We start from the raw sequence: 24,692 nt of genomic DNA, 5'->3' as shown, positions 1-24,692 counted from the left end.
GGAAGGTTAAAACCAGATCGGAGACCATGCGGAACCCAGCCGTCGACGCCACTACGGTGCCGTTAAAGTGGGCGCACGACGCGCAAACCGGCGAGCCGCGTTACATCCACGATCCCGAAGTCGCGCAAGGTGGGTGCGTATGCACCTGCCCCGCGTGCAAACTTTCGCTGATCCCCGTGATGGCAGGCCAGCCGCTTCGAACACGCCCCACGGCGCATTTCCGTCATCCAGCAGGCGCGCAGAAGGATGACTGTTCTGTGGTTGCAGCACGCCTTGCCGCCACGCGACACCTGCTGGAGACAGGCTTTATCGATCTTCCACGGCGGAGAATGTCGGCGACTGCCAAGGGCTTCAGCGGCCAGGGCTATGAGGTCTGGGTTGAAGCCCCGGCCGCACGCGTTTCCATTGTCAGCGCGGCATTGCATGACTACGCGACGGCCCTGCTGACGCTCGACGATGGACGAGAGTTGCTGGTCGACCTGACAGGTCTTCGCGAAACCGACAGCGACGGCAGCGGACGCGCCATCGTCACGCTGTCGCTTTCCGATCCAACTATCGCGATGCTCGGACCCGAGGAGATTCGCGCCCGGCTGCGCATCCTTCCGGACATCCGGTGGTGCGCCCATTGGAATGATCAAGAGCTAACCACAGAGGCCAATGCAGCGGCCACGCAGGCCGCACGAGATGCTCTGGACGGCTGGCAGGAGACCGACGAATCGGACTTTCGCTCGCACCTGCCGCTCGACACGGACGCCGCAACCATACAACGCTGGCGCCGCGAAACGCTGCTTCACCGCGAAGTCAAGGCTATCCTTGAGCAAGCCTCGTCGATTGCGACGCCCGGCCTCGAAGTCGAGGTCACCCGCGATCCGCCCGAGGAGTTCGGTGGCGACTGGGAAGAGGACAGAATTCGTAAACTTTGGATGACGGCCTCTCGCAACCTGGTGTTGGATGAGGTACGACTGGAGCGGCGCCTGGGCAGCATCGTGCCTGACGTGATCGCTACGCTCGGAGGACGCCAGATTCATACCCACGGCGGCACCATGACGATGGTCAGCGGAGACTTCGAGGAGGATGTCGAAGACACCTACAGCCAAGCTTGGCCGCTGACCTTATTGGCCGAAGTCACGGTGACCCATGGAATCGACGAAGAAAAACTACGCCGCATCCGCGAACTCGATCTGCCAACACTGGAGATCAACATCGGCTCATTCGGGGGGCGAGTGACCTTGGACGGGCTGCGCACCCTGATCGTCGACCAGACGATAGGCAAACGCTGGGTTCACCATCCCGTCTGGCGCATCAAGCGGAAGATGCTCGAAGCAGAAATGGACCGACACCCGATCACCGTTCGCTATCAAGAGCGGCTGCTTGAATTGAGACGCCCTCGCCTCCTCGCCACACCGGCCTCAGAGTGGGCCGTCACCTACCTCTCGGCGGCAATGCGGTTCTACGACGCCAACGCCCGCATTAAGAAAGCACGACGGACACATCGAGGCAACGAGCCAAAGCCCTCGCTCCTCGGGCCAGACAGCGAACAGTGGGTGCAACTCATGGAAGCCGCTGAGGCCCTCGCGGCACATGGCATGCCAGGCGCTGCCGATGTGGTCATGGTAGAAGATGCTGGCGTCATTCCACGCATCCTGTCCATTCAGCAGAACCGCGGCGTCGGCTACGCAGTCGACACCGGGTTTCAGGTTCTCAACGCCGTCATGCAAAGCGGCACCGATACCCAGCAGTGGAATACGCTCTACCCTATGGCAGTCAAGGCCTACGGCCTTGAGGCGCAGTTCACGCAGAAGCAGGCCGATCTCTATGCAGCATGGCGCCAATCCATCATCGACAAAGTAGCGTCAGGCGATGAAGCATGTCTCCGACCCGCGCGGTATGACGCAGTGCTGAGCTTGCTGTTTCCCGAACTTGCTTCTCGCATCGCCACCGGCTATGGGCGTATGCAGGAAACGCACTAGCTACAACTCGGGCAGAAGCTCAAGTCATCCCCCCGCGAGCGCCAAAGATGGCGGGCAAGGCAGTGCAACATGGGACTCAGTCCCTCAAGCCAAGTGCACACAACCAAGCATCGGGCTGACTAAAGCATCCTGCTGCCACCGCTCGCCGTACCAGGTGAACCGCATGATCCGAGCGATCACCGTCATGCACTTCACAGCCCACGATCTTGCGGCTGGACAACTCCAGAATCAGGTACAAATGAAACCAACGACCCATCACAGTCGCAGGCAAATAGGTCAAATTCCAACACCAGACCTGGCGTGCTGCGCTGGCAAAGTGTGTCGTGGGCGGTCGCACTGTTTTGGGCGCTTTGGCGCGTCCTCGGTGAGTGGTTTGTCCTTGTGCCCGTAGTACCCAGTTAAGCTGGACTCGCTGGCCAGATGCACGCCTTCGTAAGCCGACATGGGAACGATACGGGCAGGTGGTACTACGCAGAAGCGCGACTCATTGGTCACGCTAAGCAAGATGGCGCGATCGTCTAATCTCAATGCATGGCAGGGTGTGGGACGCACCGCTTGTGGTCCACCATCGCCCTTGACCAATCCCTCATGGGCTTGCCAGCATTGCAAGGTGCGCGCGTCAATGCCTGCGATCCTGCAGGCTAGGAGAAGTCTCGCTCCAGCCTCAGTGACCGTCGTGATGCCCAACTTCAAGTCAAGCGAAGCGCGACGCGTGGTGTTTGAGTGCGGGTCTCGGGGCAACGCCCTGAGCAGGGGGCCGCTGCCAAGTTTTTGTGCAGCAAAAAAACGTGGGCACAAGGCCCTTACCCTGCACACTTCAGTTGCGGCTACCCCCCACGTTGCTGGTGAATTGATTCGCCTGTCAGCGTGCCTGTCATGCAGGTTGTGCCTGCTGTCGTGCCGCCTGTCGCACCACAACTTGCACCCTGTCGGTATGGGGATTATGCAAAGCATCAGCTCAGAAATCGATTCAATTCTTCGTGAAGAAATTGAACTTGCCCAAAAGGACGACCCCGCTCTGATCGTGCGGTCGGCCTTCGAGGTCATTGAAGATTTTTTGGGTCAGGGCATGTCGCTGGAGAGAATCGCATCTGCGCTTCAAAAACATGACATAAAGATCACCAAGGGGCACCTTGTTCGCCACCTTGGCATAGTTCGGGAAGAGCGCGGGCTGAAGCCATTAAAAAGAGGCAAAAAACCCAGGTTCCCCGGTGCAGCGGCTCCGGCCCCATCAGCGTCATGTCTTCAAATTCAACCGCTTACGCCTGCCAAAGCTCAAGGTGATACGCCCTACTCTGCTCTTGCTGCCGAGACGGACTCCGCGCCCATGGCAACCGAACTGACTCGCAACCCTGATGAACAGGCAAAGCCGGTGACCACAGATACGGCGCGGTCAGGTGGAAAACATGGCGCAGCCCAACCAATTGGGGCAAGTCAAACTGTATTTCCAGACGAAATCACCAGGCTCAAATTCATCGAAGTGAAAGGCGAATTGCTGGACGTCACCAGGATGAATATTGATGACTATTTGACCGTCTCCAAGACTATCCCTGACAACGCAAAAATCCCCGACGGCATGTTCGAAATCATTGCCGCAGAAAACAGGATACGAGGCATGTACGAACGCGCGCTACTCCAGTATGACGAAGCCATCGCCAAGTGGAAATCAAGCCAATAGCTTCTTGCACGAATTTAAACAACTCAAAGGATGGTCATGATCAAATCGTATTTTGTGGACGGCGACAAAGGCGGCGTGGGCAAAAGCTTCGTCTCCCGGTGCCTGGTAGACAGCTTCATCAACCATGAAGTGTCGGGAATGCCAAAGATTGACAAATTGATTGTCATTGACGCGGATCCCATGAACCCGGATGTGGTGTGTGACAACGGCTACAAAAATGAGGCTGTCAACAACATCCATGTCATAGGCCTGCAACGCCCAATCAAATCAGAAGACGACTGGCTGAATCTGATCAACGAATTGGCTGAAACCCAGATCAATGAAACGGACAAAATCCGCCTTGTTTTTTCCTTGCCGTCTGCGGCCGGTCTTTACATCACGGAGTCAGTGTTAAGCCTGATGGCATTGATGAATCCGACACCGATCTGGGTGATGGGCATTGATGCATCGAGCACGAATCAACTGGAGGCCCGCGTTGGCAAAAGCCCCATGTTTTACCAAAACGGGGTGGTGCTGATCAATCTGAAGCACGGGCCCGGCAAGTCTTTTGAATTCTGGGACAAATCAAGCATCCGGAAGACCCTCTTAAGTGGCGAGGACTATGCATGGTCGGAGCTGGAATTGCCTGCCATGATGCCGCGCGCGGCCGAGTTAATCGGTTCGATGCCCCTGCACACGGTGATCGACAAGGGCAATTTTCCGGGATCCGGTGTGGCCATCGGCACGCGCACGGTCGCCCAAACCTACCGTGGCATTGCCGGACGCAAACTGGCTGCCCTTGAGTCTTCCAGATGAGTGGTGCTGATGATGAAGATCGGCGCATCGGCAACTCCATTTCCGGGGTCATCTCGCCTTTGCCCGCCGCGGCGCTTGCACGCCGCGCTGGCACCTTGATTGATGAACTGGCGGCCCGGCTCGCGCCCTCTGGCCTGCCATCTGATGTGCAACACATTGTTGACGTGGCGGTGCGTGCCGGCATGGGTGAGAGTGATCCCAACTGGATCTGGCTCTTGCCAGTATTGTTGCGCCAGGTGCCTGCTGCAGCCATGCGCATCGAATTTGAAGCGCTGTCTGGCGCATTGGTCAAAGGTGCGCCGGGGCAGGCGAAAGGACCTGGTCACGATGATGACAGCCTTGAGTCGATTGTGGTCATGATGACTGCCATGCGTGGGGAACTGCAAAAATTCCCGCGCCGTGTCGGTGAGACGCTGAAACCTGCAGTTGCTGAGGCGGTAGTGGATGCTTTGGAGGCTGCGCCTGGGCGGGTCAAAGTTGACCTGGATGATGCCAAGCTCCTGGCTGCAGCCCGCGAGGCATTCATGTCGCTTTACGTGTTGGCCGCTGTCGGGTTGGGTGCGTTTTCAACCGTGGCGGCTTTCATCATCGGCTCCAAATTTGGGTGACGGGGGCGCCGTGCTTGAGCTCTTGATGATGTGTGCACCCGCCGTCGATACGGTCACCATGGCCGCTGTTGTGAAGCAGGAATCCGGCGGCCAGTCCTGGCTGGTCAACAACAACACGACAAGAAAATCAATGGCCTTTGAGTCCAAAGCTGTGGCCGTGGCCGCTGCGGTGGCGGCTGTCGGCCGTGGCGAAAGTGTTGATATGGGGTTGGCGCAAATCAATAGCAAAAATTTGCCCGCGCTGGGGCTGACTGTGGAACAGGTGTTCGACCCCTGCACCAACATTGCTGCCGGGGCAAACATTCTGGCTGCGAGCTATGGAAGAGCCGGCTCGCTCGGCGGCGCCCTGAGCATGTACAACACCGGCCGGTCGGATTCAAAAATCGGGGCTACCTACGCCCAAAAGGTGTTTGGACAAGCCGGAGTGAAGGTGCCAGCGATACCCGGTGGACATCTGGCAAAACTTCCTGAAACATCTTCTTTTGCAGCCAACCCTGCCGCCATGGCGGCCGTGCGACTGACGGTTACGCCGTCGCCGTTTGCTGCCGGGCTTTCGCCCGTGAGGACGGCTTTACAGCCCGCAAATTGGCGTTGAACCGCTTTTGTGCGCTGGCGACAATTTGCTTTTTGAGTTGGGACAAAACGGCCCGGCCATTTGCACCCGTGAAGCCAAAGGCATCGCCCAAGTCGCTACCGGCCAAATTGTTCAGTTCATCAATTTGGTCCAGTTCCTGGCAGAACACCTGCTCAAATTGCAGCCGCTTGTCGAGCTGATCGGCCTTTTCATTTGGCGACTCAAACTCGTCGTGAATGTCGATCTCGCCAGCATCGTCTTCGTCACCCACGCCACCCAATCGTCTGCCACTGCCACCCAAGCTTTCCAGGTTGTTGCCCCTGATTTTGTGCTTCAGTAGCTCAAACAGTGCGCCTTCATGGCCGGGTCGAAAGATATCCAGGTTCTTGTTTTCTGATTGCCGAGTGAGATAAAAAACAATAATTTCCTGCTCAATATCCCGTGCATCTTCACGCAGTTTGAAAGCCCATTTTTTCGACAAGGATCTGAAGTGTTTTGTATCCATCAAGAACCACCTTTGCGGATTTATTAAGCTATTCACCAAGCAGGCGATATTTGCAAGCTATTCGTCTTGATTAGTTTCTCAATCTGCCTTTTCAATGAATCTGGCAACTCGGCAAATTCTGTCAAGCGTTTGAACCCGGCCACCATCGCCTTGAGTGCGGCCTGCAGCGCTTTGATGGTAATTTTCCATGTACGGGCTTGACCTAATTTCTGCCAGGTTCGGCTCAGCAAGAATGCCTTCTGTAGCAATTTTTGATACGCTTGGTATTTCTTGACTGCCGCCACAAACGCAGAGTCACTGTTGCAAACCGTCTTCAAGGTTTGAAGACTTTTGAGTTCATCCGAATTGGCCGTTTGAACGATGTGGTTGGCAACTTCCGATACCTTCATTTTGATCCCCTGCGAATGTGTTGATGTCGGTAAATGTACCGAGTGGCCACAATTTCACAAGCAGAATAAATACCTCGAAATAAGGCCAGTGTCTGGCCAATATTCAGACAGCCGACAGCCAGTATTCAACCGCAATACCCCTCAAATTCAGTCGTCTTTACGGGTTGACTTACCTCAAAAAGTGGTTGCGCCGACTGATTGCGGATGTGCGGTATGCCCGCATGAGCCCACACCAAAACACGTCCAGCCATGAGTTCCACCGCAGGTCGGATGATGCGCTGCGGCGCGCCCTCGGGACTGACATCCTGGCCGCCCTGGCTGATGACCAGGTGGTGGAGATCATGCTTAATCCGTCTGGCGACCTCTGGACCGATTCCCATGTAGGTGGGATGCAATGCATTGGCAAGATTGACCGTGTACGAGCCATGTCCATTGTTGCCACGGTGGCGGCCATGCTGGGTACCACGGTCAACGCGGACAACCCGATTCTGGAATGCGAGTTGCCCTTGGATGGTTCGCGGTTTGAAGCCTTGATTCCACCGGTTGTGCCAGCGCCAACTTTTGCCATCAGAAAAAAGGCAACACTGATTTTCAGCCTGGCTGACTATGTTCGCACGGGAGTGATGACTGAGCTGCAAGCCACATTGATCAAAACGGCGGTTGCAGACAGAAAAAATATCCTGATTGCCGGGGGCACTGGCTCTGGCAAAACGACTTTGGCGAACGCCGTTTTGAATGAGATTTCCAACATTACCCCGGATCACCGGATCGTGATCATCGAAGACGTACTGGAGCTGCAATGCAGCGTCAAAAACACGGTATTTTTAAGAACGTCTGCCAATATTGACCAAGTCAGTTTATTGCGAGCCACGCTTCGCTTACGGCCAGACCGGATTGTTGTGGGTGAAGTCAGGGACAAGTCGGCTCTGGCGCTGCTCAAGGCCTGGAATACAGGACACCCTGGCGGCATTGGCACTGTGCATGCCAATTCCACTGGTGCGGCTTTGGTAAGAGTCGGCCAACTCATTCAAGAGGCTGGCGTACCCGCAGCGCCAAAGTTGATTAGCGAAGCGGTCAACCTGGTGATTTCAATCAAAAGAAATTCAACTGGTCGGATGATCGATGAAGTCGCCGAAGTTACCAATTGGTCGAGCGCCATTGGTTTCGAGCTGAGACGACTTGGATGAGTCAGAAAAATCATGCGTGACCTTGCGATATTCAATCACCGTCATGACAAGCTCATCAACACCATTTTTATTCAAAAAACATATGGCAAGTTAATGTTGGCCCTTGAGTTGCTGCTTGTCTGCGCCATGCAATTCGAAATTGTTTCCGGCAATTTTTATGGTCAAGCTGCATGTCTTGTGCTTGGCATGATATTTGTCAAATTGGCACACCTCGCAACACAATCAGGAAACGGTAAGGCGGCTCAAATAGAGTACGTAATCAAACAAAAAAACAGGGTCAGGGATGAACATCAACAAAATATTGTCAGGATACTGCGGCGCGCTGCAATCGCAAGGGTTGTGGCGCAATCATCGGTTCTTTGGTCGGCCATAAAAGCAATCGTTGCAGCAGAACTGCACGTGCGTTCAATCGTCAAATCGGTCCTGTGCACGGTGACCGACACGCTCACGCCCAAGCTTTCTCCGTGCCCGCCAACCGCCTGCGCGTGAGCGTCGGCGGGTTATCGATCCCGTCCGCCGACTGCGTGGGCGCGCAAAACCTCCAAGAATCTCGCTGGGATCAACTTTCAAAAGTTGATCAGAATGCAAAGTTTGGAACTCCTGGCTGCTGCTGATGTTGCGGCAATACTCAAGATCAGTGAAGCATCTATTTGGAATTGGCAATACGGGCGAAAAACACCGCCAGTCGGCTTCCCTCCCCCTGTAAAAATTGGCACATCGGTTCGGTGGCGGTCATCGGACATTCAGGCGTTTATCTTGGGTTTGCCACCCACGACCACCGGCCGCATCGCAGTGCCCGGACTGGCACAGGCAACCTCGACCACGGTCGTACTGACCAAGCCGGTACGTGGCCGTGGTCGGCCTCGCAAGAATCAGACTGGCGCGTCGGGTTGATGCGGCAAAAACGAACTTTTGAAGAAAACCTGGCACTGGCCAAGGCACGGGTGCAACAAGCTGCGGCACTGCAAACCGTCGTTGCAGAAAAGTCTTTGGAGGTGCAGTTGCCACTGTGGGCAGAGGTTTGCCGGGGAGTTCCCAACAGCGTCCTGAGATCGGCACTTTTTGGCGTGGTGCGACGTGGCCCAAGGTCTTTCCAGCAGCGCGTGCAGAAGGCCAGCGTCGAAGGTATCAAAATCATTCACACCGGTCCGCAACTGGATCAGCCTGATTTGGACGTCTGGGAACAAGCCCTGCAACTGGCCAGAACTGGCGGGCTGGGGTGCAGGATTCAGTTCACTGCTTCACAATTCTTGAAGTGCATTGGACGTGGCAACGGCAAAAGCCAGCATGAGTGGCTGAAAGGCGCATTTGCGCGCTTGGCGGCCAGCGTGGTAGAAATCAAGGATGGCCACCGGGCCTATTTTGGGGCCATCCTGAGCCATGGTGGCAGGGACGATCAGAGTGGCCGTTACGTGATTGAAATGAATCCGAAGCTCATCGAGCTCTATGGCCTGGACGGCTGGTCAAGTGTGGAATTTGGCCAGCGCATGGCACTCAAAAAGCGACCCCTTGCCCAATGGCTGCACGGGTATTACAGCTCTCATGCCAAGCCCTTCCCTGTCAAAGTTGACACCCTTCATCGGCTGTGCGGCAGTCAAAATTCAGCCATCAAAGGGTTCAAGCAGGACCTGAAGTCAGCCCTGGAAAGACTGGAAGAAGTCACCCACTGGACCTGGAAAATCGATGCTTCAGACTTGGTGCACCTGTCAAAACTGCCAACTGCAAGTCAATCAAGGCACCTGCTGAAGCGTGGTCGATTTCGCGGACTGCCCTGAGCCCGAGCGTCAAATCAAGTAACTGTGACCCAGTTGCCTGGCTGCAAGCCAGGCAACTTGGCAAACTCGCGGGTGTTGTCGGTGACCAGCAGGGCCTGTTGGCTCAGGGCGTGAGCGGCAATCATGGTGTCCGGCGAGCCGATGGGTGTGCGTGCCACGGCGCTCCGGGTCAGCCCGATGCAGGGGCAGTTTTGAACGCCGCAGATTAGAGATAGATTAAAGACAGATTAGCTGCTTTTTGCACCACCCCCAAGCCATTGATTTGCCTTGAGATTTTGACAATTTTCACTTTGTCGCGGTATGTGCTATGCCGTGCTCCGGTACCTGCTATGCCGTGGTTTGGTATGCGCTATGCCGTGCTGGTATCTGCTATGCCGTGTTCGCCGGTATGTGCTATGCCGTGGTTTTGTGGATAACTTTTGCCGTCCGGCTGCTGCTCTATCACTCCGTCAGACCCGAGTAGTTGAGCTGTATTGCACGGGGGCGCTACGCGTCGATTTGTTCATTTGCAGTCCAGCGGTATCAAGCACCAGCCAAACAGGCCGGTGTCTTTTTTCCAACTGGAGTAGATCGTGCATTTCCAAACAACCAAGCCTACCAAATCACTCAAAAAGCTGGTCACACCAGTCATCTCGGGCATGGCCGCACTGGTATCCCAGGTGGCCCACGCTGGCCCAGCCCTGCCCTGGGACGGCCCGATCACCACGGTGGTCAACAACCTGACCGGGCCAGTGGCCACCGGCATTTCGACCGTGGCCTTCCTGGCTGCAGGTGCGGCGCTGATTTTTGGTGGTGACGACTTGGGTGGGATTGCAAAGAAATTGCTGTACGTGGTGCTCGGCGTGGCACTGATCGTTTTTGGCGCCAACTTCCTGAGCATGATCGGTCTGGTCAACAGCGGCGCCTTGATCTGATGGTCCGTCGTTTCTAATCGCAAATCATGGCTGATCAAAGCAAAGATAGCGGAGCTGACTTTTCAGTACCGCTGCATCAATCCATGCTCAGGCCCATGCTGCTGCTGGGCGCTGAGCGAGAGCTGATCCTGGCACTGGGCATCGTGGCCGGTGTGTTCATTGTTTCCTTGTTTCAACTCTGGGCCGCCATTTTTGGTCTGATTTTGTGGGCCGTCGGCGCATGGGTGCTGACTCGCGCGGCCAACTTTGACCCCCAACTCTCCAAGACCTTTGCTCGCAGTTTGCAATACCGCAAGCTGTACAAGAGTGCCGCAACACCGTTTGCGTCGCCGCGCAAATTCGGAGGCTGAAAAATGCTCTTGAAAGAATTTCGCAGCCAGGCCCAAGGCCTGCCGGATCTGTTGCCCTGGGCGGCGCTGATCGACAACGGCGTGGTACTCACAAAATCTGGTGGCCTGCTGGCGGGTTTTGAATTTCGCGGCCCGGATCTGGACAGTGCCACCAAAGAGGAACTGGCGGCCGTGTCGGCTCGGATCAATGCGGCCCTGGCTCTTGATGATGGCTGGAGCCTGAATGTGGATGCCGTGCGCCGTCAATCCCCTGGTTACCCTTTGGACGGCGCTTTTCCGGACCGTACCACCCGACTGCTGGACGATTGCCGCCGTCTCGCCCATGAAGGCGATTGGGCTGGCTTTCAAAGTGACTACACGCTGGTCTTGTGCTGGCATCCGGACCGTGATGCTGCGGCAAAAGCCGAGATGCTGTTTGTGGACGGGGCTCAAAAGACTGGAGTGGCAGAGCGCAGTTTGACTCGCTTCAAAACTGTTCTGGCTGAAATTGAATCGCGGCTGGCAGGAACGCTCAAAATCCGTCGCCTGGTGGACACTGTCGACACTGAAACCGGATCGGTTGAGAGTCAGCTTCTGGCGCATTTGGCTTCTTGTGTCGCTCTGGCACCACGCGCCAGTTTTGTCATGGGCACGGTGCCAATGTACCTTGACGCGGTACTAGGCCAACACGACTTTGTGACGGGATTCGAGCCCCGGATTGACGACAAAACAGCTATTTGCATCGCCGTGACGGGCTTTCCTGGCGCCAGTTTCCCCGGCATTCTGGACTTCTTGTCACGCTTGCCGGTGGAATACCGCTGGTCAAATCGTTTCATTTTCATGCCGGTGCGTGAAGCGGACAAGGCCCTTGGCAACTACCGTTCAAAGTGGGCGCAAAAGCGGCTGTCACTGATGAACTTGATGCGCTCAAGCCAGGGTGGCGGCGTCACCCACGTGAATGCGGATGCGGACGACATGGCTGCCGACGCTGTAGCGGCGATGGCTGAGGCGAGCAGTGGTTTAGTGCGATTTGGCTTCTACACCAGCGTTATCCTGCTCTCCAGTGCCAACCTGCAGCAATTGCGTGATGCGGCGCAGTACGTGACCAAGATGATCGCCAATGCGGGGTTCTCAGCGCGCGTCGAGTCGGTCAATGCGGTGGAAGCTTATCTGGGCAGCATGCCTGGCAATCTGTATGCCAATGTGCGTCGCCCGCTGGTCAACACCTTGAACCTGGCGCACTTACTGCCCCTCACGGCCATTTGGGCCGGTCCGGATGCTCACCCGTGTCCGTTCTATCCTGAACATTCGGCGCCGCTGTTGCAGGCAAAAACTGATGGTGCAACGCCATATCGAGTTTGTTTGCACGCTGGCGATTTAGGCCACACGGCCATTATTGGACCGACCGGATCGGGCAAGTCCACGCTGTTGGCAACGCTGGTGGCGCAGCATTTTCGGTATCCAGGCGCGCAAGCCTTTGTCTTTGACAAGGGCTATTCCATGTTCCCCTTGGTGGCTGCGGCCGGTGGCCAGCATTACGAAATTGCCGGCGAATCAGACAGCATCACGTTTTGTCCCTTGGGGCAAATTGACGGTGAAGTTGAGCGCACCTGGGCGGCTGAATGGCTTGAAAGCCTGGCAGAACTGCAAGGTGTGGCCATGTCACCAGAACTGCGCAAAGAGCTCTTTCGCGCCGTCAACCAGTTGGCGGCCTCCACAGACTGCGCGGAGCAACGCACGCTGTCAAATTTTTTGCTGACATTGCAGGACAACCGTCTGCGTGAAGCTTTGGAGTATTACTCGCTGCGCGGATCAGCGGGGCGGTTGCTGGACGCCGAAAGCGATGGACTGCAGGCGGACATCTTCCAGGTCTTCGAGCTTGAACACCTGATGGCTCGCGGCGAAAAGATTGTTTTGCCCGTTCTTGCCTATCTGTTTCACCGGCTTGAACAGCGTTTTCTGGGTCAACCCACCTTGTTGGTGCTTGATGAGGCCTGGATCATGCTGGGGCACCCCGCCTTCAGAGCCAAGATTCGCGAATGGCTAAAGGTGTTGCGTAAATCGAATGTGGCGGTCATTTTTGCCACCCAGTCCCTGAGCGATTTATCTGGCAGTGGCATTGCCGATGTGATTTTCGAGTCCTGTCCGTCAAAGATTCTGTTGCCCAACCCGCAAGCGCAAACCGAGGCCTTGTGCGGGCTGTATCAAGCGATTGGACTCAACCGTCGGCAAATCCAGATCGTCAGCAATGCCATACCTAAGCGCCAGTATTACCACCTGCACCCGGACGGCTCCCGCGTTTTTGAATTGGGACTGACGCCACCGGAAATGGCCTTTGTTGGGGCCAGTGGACGCGAGGATTTGGCGCGGATTCGTCATCTGCAAAAGCTCGATGCGCTTACCTGGCCGTCTGCCTGGCTGCGGGAGCGCGGCCAGTTCGACGCCGCTCGTTTGTGGGATAGCTATTGACTGTGACAGGTCAGCAAAGAGCATCTGGCCCGACGCTCGCACAGACCTCCCCTGTGTCACCACGGTTTTACTGGTTGTTTGATCGTGGGAGGGCCACTTTTTGCGTCAACTTGCGTCTGGCCGGTATAGGGCAACCGTGTTCAATAAAGGAAATCCCCATGAAGCCCAAGAAGCTGCTTTCCAGCGCCGCAGTGGCAGCTGCCTTTGCTTTTGCGTCAATACCATCCGCTCACGCCGGTGGTGGCGGCTTTGTGGGTGCCATGGAAGCCACCCAGTGGCTGAACAACGCCGAGCTGGTCAATGTCTATTCAAGCAATCTGGAACAGCTGCAGCAGCAAATCCAGATGTACCAGAACATGTACCAGAACACGCTCGGCATTCCAATTCAGGCGTGGAGCGGCATTGCGGCGCGTTTGACCTCCTTGGTGAGCACGATTCAAAACACGCAAGGCATTGTGAATGCAACTGTCAATTCCATCACCGACATGCAAACAACCTACGGCAACGGCAATTTGCTTTCGAACCAACAGCAAAATCTGGTGAATTGGAACAAAGGCTTGAGCAACCAGATTGGCGCGGCGTTGCAGCAATTGGGCTTGAATGCCAACAATTTTTCGACCACCCAAAGTGCGTTGCAGCAAATTCAGTTGGCATCCCAGACTGCCGCGGGCCGGTTGCAAGCAATTCAGGCTGGCAATCAAATTGCCGGCATGATGGTCAATGAAACCCAAGCACTGCACGGCACCATCATTGCGGCGGAACAGGCCCGACTGAATGCCATCGCCAAACAGGAAAACGAAAAGTACCAGGACGAGCTTTTGTACCGCAACTTCTTTCGTAACCATTCCGGCCAATACTGAGCGGAGTGCTATCGATGCGGGTCGCCATTTTTCTGCTGCTGTGCGGCATCACGCCATGGGCGAATGCCGCTGGCATGATGGACACGCTGGTGAGTCAGGTTCAAGGGGCATCCGGCGGCTGGATGGCGACTGCTTTGGGTTACGCCACCAATTTGTTCTTTGGCCTGGCTGCACTTGAATTCGCCTGGTCGGCGATTCAGCTCACGCTCAAAAAGTCAGAGCTTTCGGAAATCATGGTGGGGACCTTGTTCAAGGTCATGTCCCTGTCATTTTTTGCCATGGTGCTGATCAAGGCGCCTGAGTGGATTCCCGCCATCATCAATTCCTTCAAGGCGGCCGGTGCTGGTGTGGGTGGCACTTCCGTGTTGTCGCCGTCCGCTGTTTTTGACCAAGGGCTGCAAGTGGCCGCCAGCCTGATGCAATTCTCCAATGATGCCGCGCCCAGCACGGGCAGCATGATCATCAACACTTTGACAAATTCGGGGCAAGGCCTGGGCAAATTCATGCTGAGCGCCATCATTGTGGGTGTTGCCTCAGTTTTTATTGTCCTTGGCTACGGGCTGATTGCGGTTCAACTGCTCATCACCCTGGTTGAGTCGTACTTGATCATTGGCGGGGGTGCGTTGATGCTGGGGTTTTCCGGCTCGCGCTGGACCCACAATTTATCGGAAAAATACTTTGGCTATGCGATCTCCGTTGGCGTCAAACTGTTCACCATCTACTTGATCATCGGCTTTGGTGACAGCTTCACCCAAGCGCTGAAAGATACCATTGCGGCTGCCTACGCAGCGCACCCGGAGGGTCCCAGTTTTGGTGACTATTTAGGTGTGGGTGGCGCATCGCTGTTCTATGGTGTGACTGGCTACATGGCACCCGGCCTGGCTGGGTCGATGCTGAACGGCACGGTGGCGATGTCGCTGCAAAGCGCAGGCACGGCGGCGGGCATGGTGGGCGGTGCGCCGGTGGCGGCGGGCCTGGCTGCAAGTGCAGCCGGTACACGGGCATTGGGGCTTGCTGGTGGCGCCATGGGCGCATTGCTGCCTGTGCAAAAGGCAGCGGGTGCGATTGGTGGCTCTTCTGCTGGTGTCGGCTTTGGCGGTGGCATCAGTGGTACGGTCAATGCCAATAACCCATTTCAGCCTGCTGCTGGTCCAAGCAATACCAGCAATACCAGCAACACCAGAAAATCCAGCAGCGCAAACAGTGGCGGCACCGGTATAGCGCCTTTCCTGGCTTTGCCGGGTCCATCCGTTTCACCCACTGCATCCAGCTCGGCTAGCCAGTCTGCTAGGGCTCGCACACCAAGTGAAGGCTCTGGCCCTGACAGCGCAGCGCCTGGTCCGTCTGAGAGTCCGATGGCTCGACGTGGCACGAATGCGAGCGGCCAAAGTTTGGGCCAGACCCAAGCGCCCGGTTTTGTTGACCCGCGTTTTGATCCATCTGCCACGCCGGGTGGTGGCGCAAATCAAAGCACCAACGAAACCGGCGGCACGTCTGCTAATTCATTCGATGCACGGTCTTTCCAACAGCGATTTGAGGCGGACTACAAGCAACATCCGGGCGGCATGGCAGACAAACTCAACAGCTTTTCGAAGCGTTTGCAACATGCTGCGGATCGAAGAAAACCGCATTGGGTGAGTGATGGTCATGTGGGTCACGCACCAGGCTTGCGCATGGGGCTCGATACCTGAGGTATCACGGTGCGCTCGCTACAAATCATTGAGAACTACCTCGTTGCACGTGGCTGCGAGATTCAAAAGGTCAAAGACCATTTGGTTGAATTTCGTTTGCCCGGCGAGACCAGTCGAACGCCTGGCGGGCGGCTGTCCGTGGCGCGCGATGGTTCTCTCAAAATGTGGCATCGCTACGCCGAGAAAGGACTGGCAGCGGGTGAGCCGTGGCACGCTGCTGGAGGCATCCGTCTTGGAGCCAAATCAACCCCGGCAGTTGGCACGCACATCCACCAATTGATGGTTAGCAACAAACTGACGGCGCTGACCAAAGTGCCGAAATTCTCTTCAGAACCCGAACAACGTCGCTGGTATGACCCAGAACAAGTGTGGCGGTCGGCTGATGCACTGCTGCAATCGGCGGGGTTTGTTGCGTCGCGGCTGCATGGGCGCTACAGCGATGGTACGGATCAAAAACCTGTCTACAAGTTGCTTGTCTCCAAAGATGGTCTTGCAACAGCTTTTTCATTCCGGGGCGATATTGCTCTTCCTGCGCCCTGGCGCGAAGGCCGGCAAACAAGCGATGGCAAGAAAACCATGTATGTCACGGGACGCGATTTGGGACTGGATGGTGATCTTGCGCCACCCCCGTCATCATCTGCTTCACCGCGCCCGGCGCCTGCTGAGTTGCGTACAACTGACCTGGATTTGAATCGAGACACTTGCAAGTCCTGGATGGCAGGTGTCACCCCGCCAACTGACCATCGTCACCTTGTCAAAGGCAATGCTGTTCTGGATGGCACGGAGTTGCGGGTGTACCCCCCAGGGCACAGATTTGCCGGCACGATCCTGGTCCCCATGTTTCGTCCTGATCCGATGGGCGGGCCAGACACGCTGGAACTGTGTGGTGCGCAACACCTGATGCGCAAAGTCGCGTTCAACACCGACAAAATCATGGCAAAAGGCTCTCACACCGTCGGCGCCTTTGTGCCTTTACCAGGGCTTGATTCATTGATGAAGACAATGGCCGCCGATGGCCTGGCGCCAATACAAGCTTGGCTGGCGGTTGCTGACAAAAGCAAACCGCTGGTAATCTGCGAGGGGGTGGCCACCGGACTCGCCATTCAACAAAGTGGTGCGGGCAATACGCTGTGTGCGTTGTCGTCGAACAATGTGATGGCGGTCGCAAAATGGGTCAAGCAAACGGGCATGTCGGATTTGTTTTCGGGTGTCGTCATTGCAACAGATCACGACATCGGCCGGACTGAGGCTGGAAGACTCAAATCAAACGCCATCCCACGGGCTTTGGAAGCTGCCAAGGTGACAGGGTTCGCTTTGGCTGTGCCGCCGGCGAACAGTCAAGTTGGCGCTGATGCACGGGACTTGCTCGGCCAGGGCGGTCCCCAGGCAGTGCGTAACTTCATTGCCAGCGCTGCATCGGCTGCGGAAGTGGAGAAAGCGAGGGCTGACATTTTTTTGCCTGTCAAAGAAAGTCAACAGGCTTCTGAGCCTGAATTCGAACGGTGAAACCAAACACCAACAGACCGAGCAGTGACCAGATGGGTATTCAGTTAACTAGCCGCGTGGCTTGCAACGCATTCATCGGGTGATGGTGAATTGAAAATGATATGAATCATAGAGTAATATCAGGTGAAATCCGATGTTTTGTATCAGTGAATTCCAAGAATCAACCATCCCAGCGAAATAGTGCTGTGGCCCATCTGCAGGCCACGGGCATGTCGCGCCTGAGTGAATTGACTGCAAAGGGCATTACTGCAGCGACGGTGTCGCGCCTTGAGCGAGAGGGCGTTCTCGTTCGCCTTGCCCGAGGGCTGTATCAGCTTGCAGACGCATCTCTCGATGTGAATCACACCCTTGCCGAGGCATCCAAACTTGTTCCCAAGGGGGTCATCTGCCTGACGTCGTCCCTGGCGTTCCACAGTTTGACTGACCAGATTCCACCCAAAGTCTGGATGGCCATTGGTTCGAAAGACTGGCACCCCACATTTAAATATCCGCCGGTTCGTTTCGCTCGTTTTTCAGGGCCGCGCCTGCTACATGGTGTTGAAAGCCACGTCATTGACGGGGTATCCGTTCCGATCTTCGGCGTGGCTAAAACCATTGCAGACTTGTTTCGGTATCGGCAGACCATCGGCATCAACGTCGCGCTGGAAGGACTGCGCGAGGCACTAAGACAAAAAAAGGCTTCGCCCGCCGAAATTGCAAGAGAGGCGGTTGACGCCAAAGTCTGGAAAATCATGGAGCCGTACATGAGTGCGTTGACATCCCATGGCTGAGCCCAAGAAACCGCGAGACGTCGGCACCTCGGTGCGCGCCCGCCTGCTGACGCTGGCACGCCAGAAGGGGCAGTCCTTTGACCTTTTGCTGACTCGCTACGCCAATGAGCGACTTCTGCATCGGCTCAGCCTGTCGCCCCATCGCGATCGGTTCGTACTCAAGGGTGCGATGTTGATGACGACGTGGTTCGATGATCCGCATCGTCCGACACGCGACGTTGATTTTCTGGGTTATGGCGATTCGGCTCCGGATGCGATGCTCGTCACGTTTCGTGAGATCTGCGCCATTGAGGTAAACGACGGCATGGTGTTCGACATCGATGCGATGCGCGTGGAGTTGATCCGCGAAGAGCTTGAGTATGGTGGCTTGCGTCTTCGCACCACCGGGGGGCTCGCTGGTGCGCGTATTACCGTCATCATTGACATAGGCTTTGGCGACGCCATTGAGCCCGGCATTGATGAGGTCAATCTGCCGGTCCTGCTCGATCTGCCGCAGCCTAGACTGCGCGTCTATGCCCGCGAGACGGTGATTGCCGAAAAATTTCAGGCCATGGTCATGCTCGGGTTGGCCAACAGCCGTATGAAGGACTTCTATGACGTGTGGATTCTGAGTCGGAGCTATGAATTTGAGGATGACCGCCTGCCTCGGGCCATCGCGGCTACGTTTGAACGGCGTGGCACGGCCATTCCGCGTGAGGCACCCTTGGCATTGACGCAGGCTTTTGCGTTCGACTCAGGCAAGCAGCTACAGTGGGCTGCCTTCGTTCGCGATTTGGCCATCGAAATCCCAGCGCTTGAAACGGTGGTGACAGACCTCGCCGGATTTTTGATGCCAAACGCGCGACGTGCTAGAGAGCGGTCTTAGCTTGATCGGCTGGGTTCTTGCAATTGCTGCAATTCTTTCAGCGTACAGCGGGTAGTTTTCCCGTCGGTTGGCACTGCGCTGCTTGCCAGAGCGATCGATGCTCATTTTGTGTTGCTTGCGCCAGATCGGTATTTGGCAACAGCACTCAAAAAGGACGCTTGCATGTCAAAACAGAATCCATACCTCAACGCTCGCCGGGAGTGGGATGAGCGATACGGTGGATTGATCTCACGCGCGCGCAATTGGCAACTGATGGCCGCCGGCTCTTTGGCTGTCGCGGTGGTGGCCGTGGTGGGCATAGCGTTCGTCGGATCCCAATCAAAGATTCAGCCGTTTGTGGTGGTCACCGACCAACTCGGCTCGCCTGTTGCTGTTGCCCGTCCTGCCCCGGTGGCACGGGCTGATTTGGACAAAAGGCTGATGGTTGCTCAATTGGCAGCCTTCATCAAAGACGTGCGCTCCATGTTGCCGGATGCTGTAGCCCAACAGGTCACACTGAACCGGGTGTATGCAATGGCGGGGCGCGACGTGGCCGGATTCTTGAATGAATTTTTCAAAGACAACTCGCCGTTCTCGGTTGATGGCTCTGTCACGCGTGTCGAAATTTCATCCGTCATTCCTCAAGGGGGCGAAACCTACCAGGTGTCGTGGGTGGAATCAAAAGCCAAGCCTGGCGCGGCTGCTGTTGCGGAGCATTGGAAAGCGGTCGTCACGGTTGGGATTGATGCCAAGCTGGCGGAAAGCCCAAAAGTTGCGCTTTGGAATCCCTTTGGTATTTACGTCAAATCCATCTCCTGGACAAAAGAAGTTCTGTAAAGGTCGTCCTCATGAAAACATCCCTCCTCACTGTTGCCATTATTTCCATGACTTCGGGCACATTTGCAGAGTCAACTTCGGCTGCACTATCCACCACACCAGCCACCGTCGAAGCCATGGGCGCCGACGTTTCGACCCCGACGTCCACGGCTGCGTTGAATACCCTGATACTCCCGGCAGTTCGTGCCCTGCCATTGCAACCTGCCCCTGCAAAGCAAACAATCGCTGCAACGTCAGAGGTGTTGACACCACCCATGCTGCCAACTGCCAAGGTGCAGATCAGAAAGCTTTCCGCCGCCGATGCCGCAAGGCTTTCAGCGGCGCAACGCTGGGAACAAACGGGCGTGGCTGAAGCGTTGGTGGGTGCCAGTGGTGCTGTCGAATATCCCTATGGCTATTCACGTCCGACCATTACCTGCGCACCCTTGCACGTCTGTTCGGTCGCGCTGCAGGACGGTGAGGCTGTGACCAGTGTTTCGATTGGCGACACGGTGCGCTGGCTAATGCAGAACGCAACCGCCGGGTCAAAGCCGGTGATGATGCTGAAACCCACTCAGGCAGGCCTGTCAACCAACCTGGTTGTGACAACTGACAAGGGCCGCATCTATTACATGCACCTGGTGTCCAGCAAAACCGAGTATGTTCCCATGGTGAGCTGGTATGACCCGGCAAACATGACGCGCGACTTGAGCGCTGAGGCACAAGCGACAGCACGGCAAAAGGCAGAATTTGAGGCAACGATTGCCGCCACCAAACTGGCCGCAGAACAAGCCAGGACCCAACGTGTCGTCGCAGACAAGTCTGTTGGCAAACTTGATCCAACCACGCTGGATTTTGGCTACACCTGCACGGGTGACGCGGCTTTCAAGCCGGCACGGGTCTTTGCCAATGACACGCACACGTTCATCCAATTGCCGCCCGGTACAGCAGCCAGTGATGCACCCGCAGTGTTCAACAGTTCGAACAATGAGACCGAGTTGCTGAATTCACGGCTTGTGAACGGCTACTACATCATCGATGGCAAGCCGGCCAAACTCAGTCTGGTGCTTGGTGTGGGTGCCAGCGCGCAAACCATTCAATGCGAAAAATCAGGGCAGAACAGTTTGTTCAACTGGGGTGCCAAATGATCTTCAGACTGGGCAAGAAATCCCCGACTGACGATCCGATGAGCGCTCAGGCGGACATTGATGTTGCGGCCATTGATGGCCCTGGTCAGCCGCTGGAAATTCATACGCCGCCACCCGGTACCAAACGACTCTCCAAAAAAGGGCAATTTTTACTTTTGGGTGGCGCCTCGACGGTCGCCTCGGCCATTTTGATCGGCGTGATGATCAGCGGCAAAAGTGGTGATCAGGCTGACTCAAACAAGCAGTTGACGGCCAGTGATGCGCCGGGTCAATCGGCGCCGTACAAGGAAAACGCTGAAGACATCAAGCGGCGAGCCGTTGCCATCAGGAGTCAAACAACTTTTCAAACGCCTGATGGTCAACAGACAGGGCCGCTAACAACCCGCTCGTCAGCTCAAAATGGCATTTCTGGTGGAGCTCAAGCGGCCAGCGGCGGTGCATCACCGCCGACACCCGCTGAGGCACACCGGTTGTGGCTGCAAAAACGAAAATACGAGCGACTCCAGGGTCTCATCATGGCTTCTGATTCGGCCGAAACATCCGACATCGGCAAGGGTGGCTCCGCGCTGGCTGCCAAATCGACTGCAGGGGGCATCTTGGGCGTGGGTGCTGAGGATGAGCGCCCGGTGGGGGGTCTGGATCAAAGGCTGTCAGCAGCCAATGGGCGCGCTGCGAATGCCCGCGCATCTGTCTCTGCCGAGACCGTGCGCACGGTGAATTCACCCTCCGGAATGGCAGGTACAAATAGCAATTCAGGATATTTGCCTGCCACTCCGGCCGCTGGCGGCCCTGTTGGTCAGGACCCGGCTGTGGTTGCCCAATCTCGCAACCGGGCGTTCATGAAGGAAGCTGCTGACAATGGCTACCTGCCGGAATTACTCAAGGCTCAAATGGGGGAGTTTGAATTGACGGCCGGCTCGGTCATTCCCGCGGTCATGCTGTCTGGCATCAATTCCGATCTGCCTGGCACCATCGTGGCCCAAACCCGCCAGACTGTTTATGCCACCAATGAACCAGACGCTGTGGTGATCCCACAGGGTTCGCGCCTGATCGGCAGGTACTCTGCTGATGTCGCCTATGGTCAATCACGGGTGCTGGCGGCGTGGGATGAACTGATCTTGCCCAATGGTTCGCGGATTTCCTTGCGCGGCATGTCGGCGGCCGACGGTCAGGGTCAATCCGGCATGGAAGATCAGGTGAATAACCACTTCTGGAAAACCTGGTCATCGGCTCTGCTGGTGTCGTTTTTGGGGGTTGCCGCCCAACAGTCGCAGCCGCAAAACCAGGGTGCGTTCAACACGCCGACCGGCTCGGCTCAAGCCTCTGCCGCTGCCATGAATTCCTTGAGCGATGTCAGCTCAAAGATTTTGCAAAAGAATCTGAACATTTCACCAACCCTGCAAATTCGTCCTGGCATGGCGTTCAACGTCATGGTCAACCGGTCGATCCTCTTGCCGATCTACCGCTGATTTTGAGCACATTAAAGCGAAGCCGAAAATCGTCATCTGGATGGCGCATTGTGTGGTCAAAACGCTTGTTCGACATCCGATAGATGACACCATCGTTGGCAATCAGAGATTTTCTGCTGGACAGTCCCATTTCAGGACTCAATGTAGAACTGAAGCTGCACCACAGCAAACCTTGTACTTTTTGTCACTGCCACAGGGGCAAGGTTCATTGCGCCCCACTTTTCCCTGCATAGACTTGGCAACCTGTCGCTCATAGACAGCGCGCCTGTATGGCAGCCAATATTCATACATGGCCACAACCGCCTCGGGGATCTGCAGTGCCAGCTTGCCGCGCTGGGCTGGTGTTTTTGTCTGCTTATCCTGCTCAGGCGAGAAGTCGTCTTCACCCAGCAATCCGATTGGCCGGTACCAGGCTTGCCCTTGAGGGGTTTTCAAAAGGGGTTCCCAATCTTTCCAGCACAGTTTCATACCTTCCGTGAAACCGTAGGCCCATCCTTCAGCGTCATCGTATTCTTTACCGCGATATTCACTGGTGCACCAGATGGGGTATGTCTCGCGTGGTAGTTGCTCCACTACAGCAATGATGCTGTTGAAGTGACGCATGATCAGGCTCAGGACGCGGTTAAGCTGCTCAATGCTTTTGACCGGTGGCATCATGCTGTCCCCTTCACCCCATATGCCTGGCATCCATTGTTGAGGCATCAGTGACGTAGGGCCAATGGCGATGGCATGCAAATACCCGTCAAGGGTATCCGAGGTCATGGATTCATCAGACTGCACCTCAAAGAGCAGGAATTGATCGAGTTCTTGCAACTCAATTTCTGTCAAAGGTTCGAATGGGGTGATCATGGGTTGGGTGGCATCAATTCGTTGCCCTATTATCCGACTGAGAAGCGTCTTTGTGAACCGGTCGCAGGATGCAGGTCGGACCACTGAATTTGTTGCCGTGCAACACCGGCGAAATCGAATGGCTGCTTTCTGACCATCATTTCATACATGTGGATTTTGGTTCCCAGCCAGCAGCAGTGGATCACAGAACGTCGCCATCGAACATCACCCAACCCGGTGCTGCCGGTTACGAAAGTCAGCTTACTGGCTGCCAAATCCATTGCCTGCCACACGCCATTCGTGACGGACTTCTTAGTGCCCTTATGCACAGTGCCCAATGAAGTCAGTCAGAGGTCAAGACTGGGGTCGGTAAAGCGGTCGTTCAAGCGAAGACAAAAATGCAACCTTTCATAATGGGTGAACGTGTCATCGCTATATTCCCACAGTGAAATTAACCCAGGCATCCGGCAACCACTGCAGAACCTGCGCTTCAAGCCATTTATCGCCGCCGGTCAAAATCGCAACCCCCATGGTACCGAGCAGCAGCGCAAAACCGTATCGCACGCTTTCGATTCGAGCCAAAACCCAGTCTCGCACGCGCATAAATCCACTTCGCGATGCGTAAGCAACCGCCACCAACGGGATCGCTGCACCCAGGCCAAAAATACCCAACACCAAGCCGCCACGTGCCACGCCACCTTCACTGGCTACCAGCGTCAGGGCCGACCCCAGCAATGGTCCGGAACAGGGGCTCCAGACCAGGCCGAGAACACTGCCAAGCATCAGCGCGCCCAACAAGGAGCCGCTGTCGAGCTTGGCTGATGCCGCGTTGGCCGAACTGGCAATCGGCAACATCCATTGCGTGAATCGTTCACCCAGGGCAGGAACAAGCATCACAGCAGCGAAGGCGATCAGCATTGCAGCGCCGCCTGTACGCACGGTGTCACCGTCAATGCCAAGAGCCGGGCCTAGCGCTCCGAGCACCATGCCAATCAGCGCAAATGAGGTTGTCATGCCCACGCCCATGGCGACAGGTGCGAAGCGGTTATCCTGCAAAGCGCCTCCCAATACCAGAGGCAATAGCGGGAATACGCACGGCGACAAAGTGGTCAAACTACCGGCAAACAGGCTTAACCCAACTTGTGGAACAGTCAATGCAAGGGACATGGTCGCACCGGGTCAAAGTGCCGACTTCAAGGCGCCGCGAAGACCCCCTGGTGAGGTATCGCCGACCACGCGATAGGTCTCTTTCTGACCATGCAACACCACCAGAGTGGACTGGGCTCGCACATTGAAACGGCGTTTAAGGTCTTTTTCCGTGTCGTAGTTGGCCACCAGCACTGTAATGTCCAGTCCAGCTTCTGACTTCAGGTCTTGCAAGACTTTCGTTTGAGCGCGACAAGTCGGGCACCAATCGGCATGAAAGTGCAGCGCCACCGGTTTGTCGGCCTTTTGCGCCTGCTCCAGCGCCGTTGCAGAATACGGTTTGATCTCTAACGCATGTGACACCAACGCACCGACGACAAGGAGCGTCGAGAGGATGAGTTTTCCAATTTTCATAAGAACC

The 24,692-nt window shown here is 56.1% G+C and carries 25 protein-coding genes; 19 read left to right on the top strand and 6 right to left on the bottom strand.

What is annotated here, in order from left to right; genetic code table 11:
* Positions 1–26 precede the first annotated feature (26 nt).
* From Q7U49_RS02815 to Q7U49_RS02790, 5 genes are all read left to right on the top strand, one after another.
* Positions 27–1,970 (top strand): hypothetical protein, encoded by a 1,944-nt coding sequence (locus Q7U49_RS02815; RefSeq protein WP_304762235.1) that lies wholly within the window; start codon positions 27–29, stop codon positions 1,968–1,970.
* 622 nt (positions 1,971–2,592) lie between these two features.
* Positions 2,593–3,648, top strand: coding sequence for a hypothetical protein (locus tag Q7U49_RS02805; protein WP_304762267.1), 1,056 nt, complete (start codon positions 2,593–2,595; stop codon positions 3,646–3,648).
* A gap of 36 nt (positions 3,649–3,684) precedes the next feature.
* Positions 3,685–4,443, top strand: a complete 759-nt coding sequence (locus tag Q7U49_RS02800) for a hypothetical protein (RefSeq protein ID WP_304762234.1) — start codon at positions 3,685–3,687, stop codon at positions 4,441–4,443.
* Positions 4,440–5,051 carry a hypothetical protein gene (locus tag Q7U49_RS02795; protein WP_304762233.1) on the top strand — a complete coding sequence of 204 codons (612 nt, stop codon included), beginning with the start codon at positions 4,440–4,442 and terminating at the stop codon, positions 5,049–5,051. Before Q7U49_RS02800 ends, Q7U49_RS02795 begins: the two co-directional genes overlap by 4 nt.
* Entirely contained in the window at positions 4,933–5,646 is a 714-nt protein-coding gene (locus Q7U49_RS02790; protein ID WP_370653951.1) for a lytic transglycosylase domain-containing protein, read from the top strand. The genes Q7U49_RS02795 and Q7U49_RS02790 overlap by 119 nt, the downstream gene beginning before the upstream one ends.
* Here Q7U49_RS02790 and Q7U49_RS02785 read toward each other — a convergent pair.
* Together Q7U49_RS02785 and Q7U49_RS02780 are read right to left on the bottom strand one after the other, a co-directional pair.
* Positions 5,576–6,130: a hypothetical protein gene (locus tag Q7U49_RS02785; RefSeq protein WP_304762231.1), complete on the bottom strand. Its 555-nt coding sequence runs from the start codon at positions 6,128–6,130 to the stop codon at positions 5,576–5,578. The two genes, Q7U49_RS02790 and Q7U49_RS02785, sit on opposite strands and share 71 nt — an antisense overlap.
* A 32-nt stretch (positions 6,131–6,162) precedes the next feature.
* Positions 6,163–6,519 (bottom strand): hypothetical protein, encoded by a 357-nt coding sequence (locus tag Q7U49_RS02780; RefSeq protein ID WP_304762230.1) that lies wholly within the window; start codon positions 6,517–6,519, stop codon positions 6,163–6,165.
* A gap of 221 nt (positions 6,520–6,740) precedes the next feature.
* Here Q7U49_RS02780 and trbB point away from each other — a divergent pair, with 221 nt between their 5' ends.
* The 3 genes from trbB (at position 6,741) to trfA (ending at position 9,481) form a co-directional block, all read left to right on the top strand.
* Positions 6,741–7,706: a P-type conjugative transfer ATPase TrbB gene (gene trbB / locus Q7U49_RS02775; RefSeq protein ID WP_304762229.1), complete on the top strand. Its 966-nt coding sequence runs from the start codon at positions 6,741–6,743 to the stop codon at positions 7,704–7,706.
* A gap of 12 nt (positions 7,707–7,718) precedes the next feature.
* Positions 7,719–8,195 carry a hypothetical protein gene (locus Q7U49_RS02770; RefSeq protein ID WP_304762228.1) on the top strand — a complete coding sequence of 159 codons (477 nt, stop codon included), beginning with the start codon at positions 7,719–7,721 and terminating at the stop codon, positions 8,193–8,195.
* 404 nt (positions 8,196–8,599) lie between these two features.
* Positions 8,600–9,481 (top strand): plasmid replication initiator TrfA, encoded by an 882-nt coding sequence (gene trfA / locus Q7U49_RS02765; RefSeq protein WP_304762227.1) that lies wholly within the window; start codon positions 8,600–8,602, stop codon positions 9,479–9,481.
* Positions 9,482–9,495: 14 nt separating this feature from the next.
* On the opposite strand, the gene Q7U49_RS02760 is transcribed toward trfA, so the two are convergent.
* Positions 9,496–9,639, bottom strand: coding sequence for a hypothetical protein (locus Q7U49_RS02760; protein WP_304762226.1), 144 nt, complete (start codon positions 9,637–9,639; stop codon positions 9,496–9,498).
* 414 nt (positions 9,640–10,053) lie between these two features.
* On the opposite strand from Q7U49_RS02760, the gene Q7U49_RS02755 reads away from it, so the two are divergent.
* The 11 genes from Q7U49_RS02755 to Q7U49_RS02705 all read left to right on the top strand — a co-directional run bounded on the left by Q7U49_RS02755 (position 10,054) and on the right by Q7U49_RS02705 (position 22,297).
* Positions 10,054–10,395, top strand: a complete 342-nt coding sequence (locus tag Q7U49_RS02755) for a TrbC/VirB2 family protein (protein WP_114969351.1) — start codon at positions 10,054–10,056, stop codon at positions 10,393–10,395.
* Between the two features lie 26 nt (positions 10,396–10,421).
* Positions 10,422–10,745 (top strand): conjugal transfer protein TrbD, encoded by a 324-nt coding sequence (gene trbD / locus Q7U49_RS02750; RefSeq protein ID WP_011801884.1) that lies wholly within the window; start codon positions 10,422–10,424, stop codon positions 10,743–10,745.
* A 3-nt stretch (positions 10,746–10,748) separates the two neighbouring features.
* Entirely contained in the window at positions 10,749–13,193 is a 2,445-nt protein-coding gene (locus tag Q7U49_RS02745) for a helicase HerA domain-containing protein (protein WP_304762225.1), read from the top strand.
* Between the two features lie 158 nt (positions 13,194–13,351).
* Complete coding sequence (locus Q7U49_RS02740) at positions 13,352–14,053, top strand: hypothetical protein (protein WP_304762224.1); 702 nt, start codon at positions 13,352–13,354, stop codon at positions 14,051–14,053.
* A 14-nt stretch (positions 14,054–14,067) separates the two neighbouring features.
* Positions 14,068–15,744: a P-type conjugative transfer protein TrbL gene (gene trbL / locus Q7U49_RS02735; RefSeq protein WP_304762223.1), complete on the top strand. Its 1,677-nt coding sequence runs from the start codon at positions 14,068–14,070 to the stop codon at positions 15,742–15,744.
* A 9-nt stretch (positions 15,745–15,753) separates the two neighbouring features.
* A complete protein-coding gene (locus Q7U49_RS02730; protein WP_304762222.1) occupies positions 15,754–17,250 on the top strand; it encodes a toprim domain-containing protein in 1,497 nt (498 codons plus the stop codon).
* A 185-nt stretch (positions 17,251–17,435) separates the two neighbouring features.
* Positions 17,436–18,020 carry a type IV toxin-antitoxin system AbiEi family antitoxin domain-containing protein gene (locus Q7U49_RS02725; RefSeq protein WP_304762221.1) on the top strand — a complete coding sequence of 195 codons (585 nt, stop codon included), beginning with the start codon at positions 17,436–17,438 and terminating at the stop codon, positions 18,018–18,020.
* Positions 18,013–18,885: a nucleotidyl transferase AbiEii/AbiGii toxin family protein gene (locus tag Q7U49_RS02720; protein WP_304762220.1), complete on the top strand. Its 873-nt coding sequence runs from the start codon at positions 18,013–18,015 to the stop codon at positions 18,883–18,885. Before Q7U49_RS02725 ends, Q7U49_RS02720 begins: the two co-directional genes overlap by 8 nt.
* 162 nt (positions 18,886–19,047) lie before the next feature.
* Complete coding sequence (locus Q7U49_RS02715; protein WP_304762219.1) at positions 19,048–19,701, top strand: VirB8/TrbF family protein; 654 nt, start codon at positions 19,048–19,050, stop codon at positions 19,699–19,701.
* Positions 19,644–20,828, top strand: a complete 1,185-nt coding sequence (locus Q7U49_RS02710) for a TrbG/VirB9 family P-type conjugative transfer protein (RefSeq protein ID WP_304762218.1) — start codon at positions 19,644–19,646, stop codon at positions 20,826–20,828. The genes Q7U49_RS02715 and Q7U49_RS02710 overlap by 58 nt, the downstream gene beginning before the upstream one ends.
* Positions 20,780–22,297 (top strand): TrbI/VirB10 family protein, encoded by a 1,518-nt coding sequence (locus tag Q7U49_RS02705; RefSeq protein WP_304762217.1) that lies wholly within the window; start codon positions 20,780–20,782, stop codon positions 22,295–22,297. Before Q7U49_RS02710 ends, Q7U49_RS02705 begins: the two co-directional genes overlap by 49 nt.
* Before the next feature lie 138 nt (positions 22,298–22,435).
* Here the strand turns inward: Q7U49_RS02705 and Q7U49_RS02700 are convergent, their stop codons facing one another.
* The 3 genes from Q7U49_RS02700 to Q7U49_RS02690 all read right to left on the bottom strand — a co-directional run bounded on the left by Q7U49_RS02700 (position 22,436) and on the right by Q7U49_RS02690 (position 24,685).
* A complete protein-coding gene (locus Q7U49_RS02700; RefSeq protein WP_304762216.1) occupies positions 22,436–23,146 on the bottom strand; it encodes a UPF0149 family protein in 711 nt (236 codons plus the stop codon).
* Between the two features lie 411 nt (positions 23,147–23,557).
* The gene (locus Q7U49_RS02695; protein ID WP_304762215.1) at positions 23,558–24,292 is read right to left on the bottom strand and encodes a cytochrome c biogenesis CcdA family protein; all 735 of its coding nucleotides are present in this window, start codon (positions 24,290–24,292) and stop codon (positions 23,558–23,560) included.
* Between the two features lie 12 nt (positions 24,293–24,304).
* A complete protein-coding gene (locus tag Q7U49_RS02690) occupies positions 24,305–24,685 on the bottom strand; it encodes a thioredoxin family protein (protein WP_304762214.1) in 381 nt (126 codons plus the stop codon).
* Positions 24,686–24,692: the final 7 nt, after the last annotated feature.

Origin of the sequence: Rhodoferax sp. (assembly GCF_030653815.1) — a bacterium.
Lineage (GTDB): Bacteria > Pseudomonadota > Gammaproteobacteria > Burkholderiales > Burkholderiaceae_C > Rhodoferax.
This window is presented reverse-complemented; position numbering and strand designations above follow the sequence as displayed.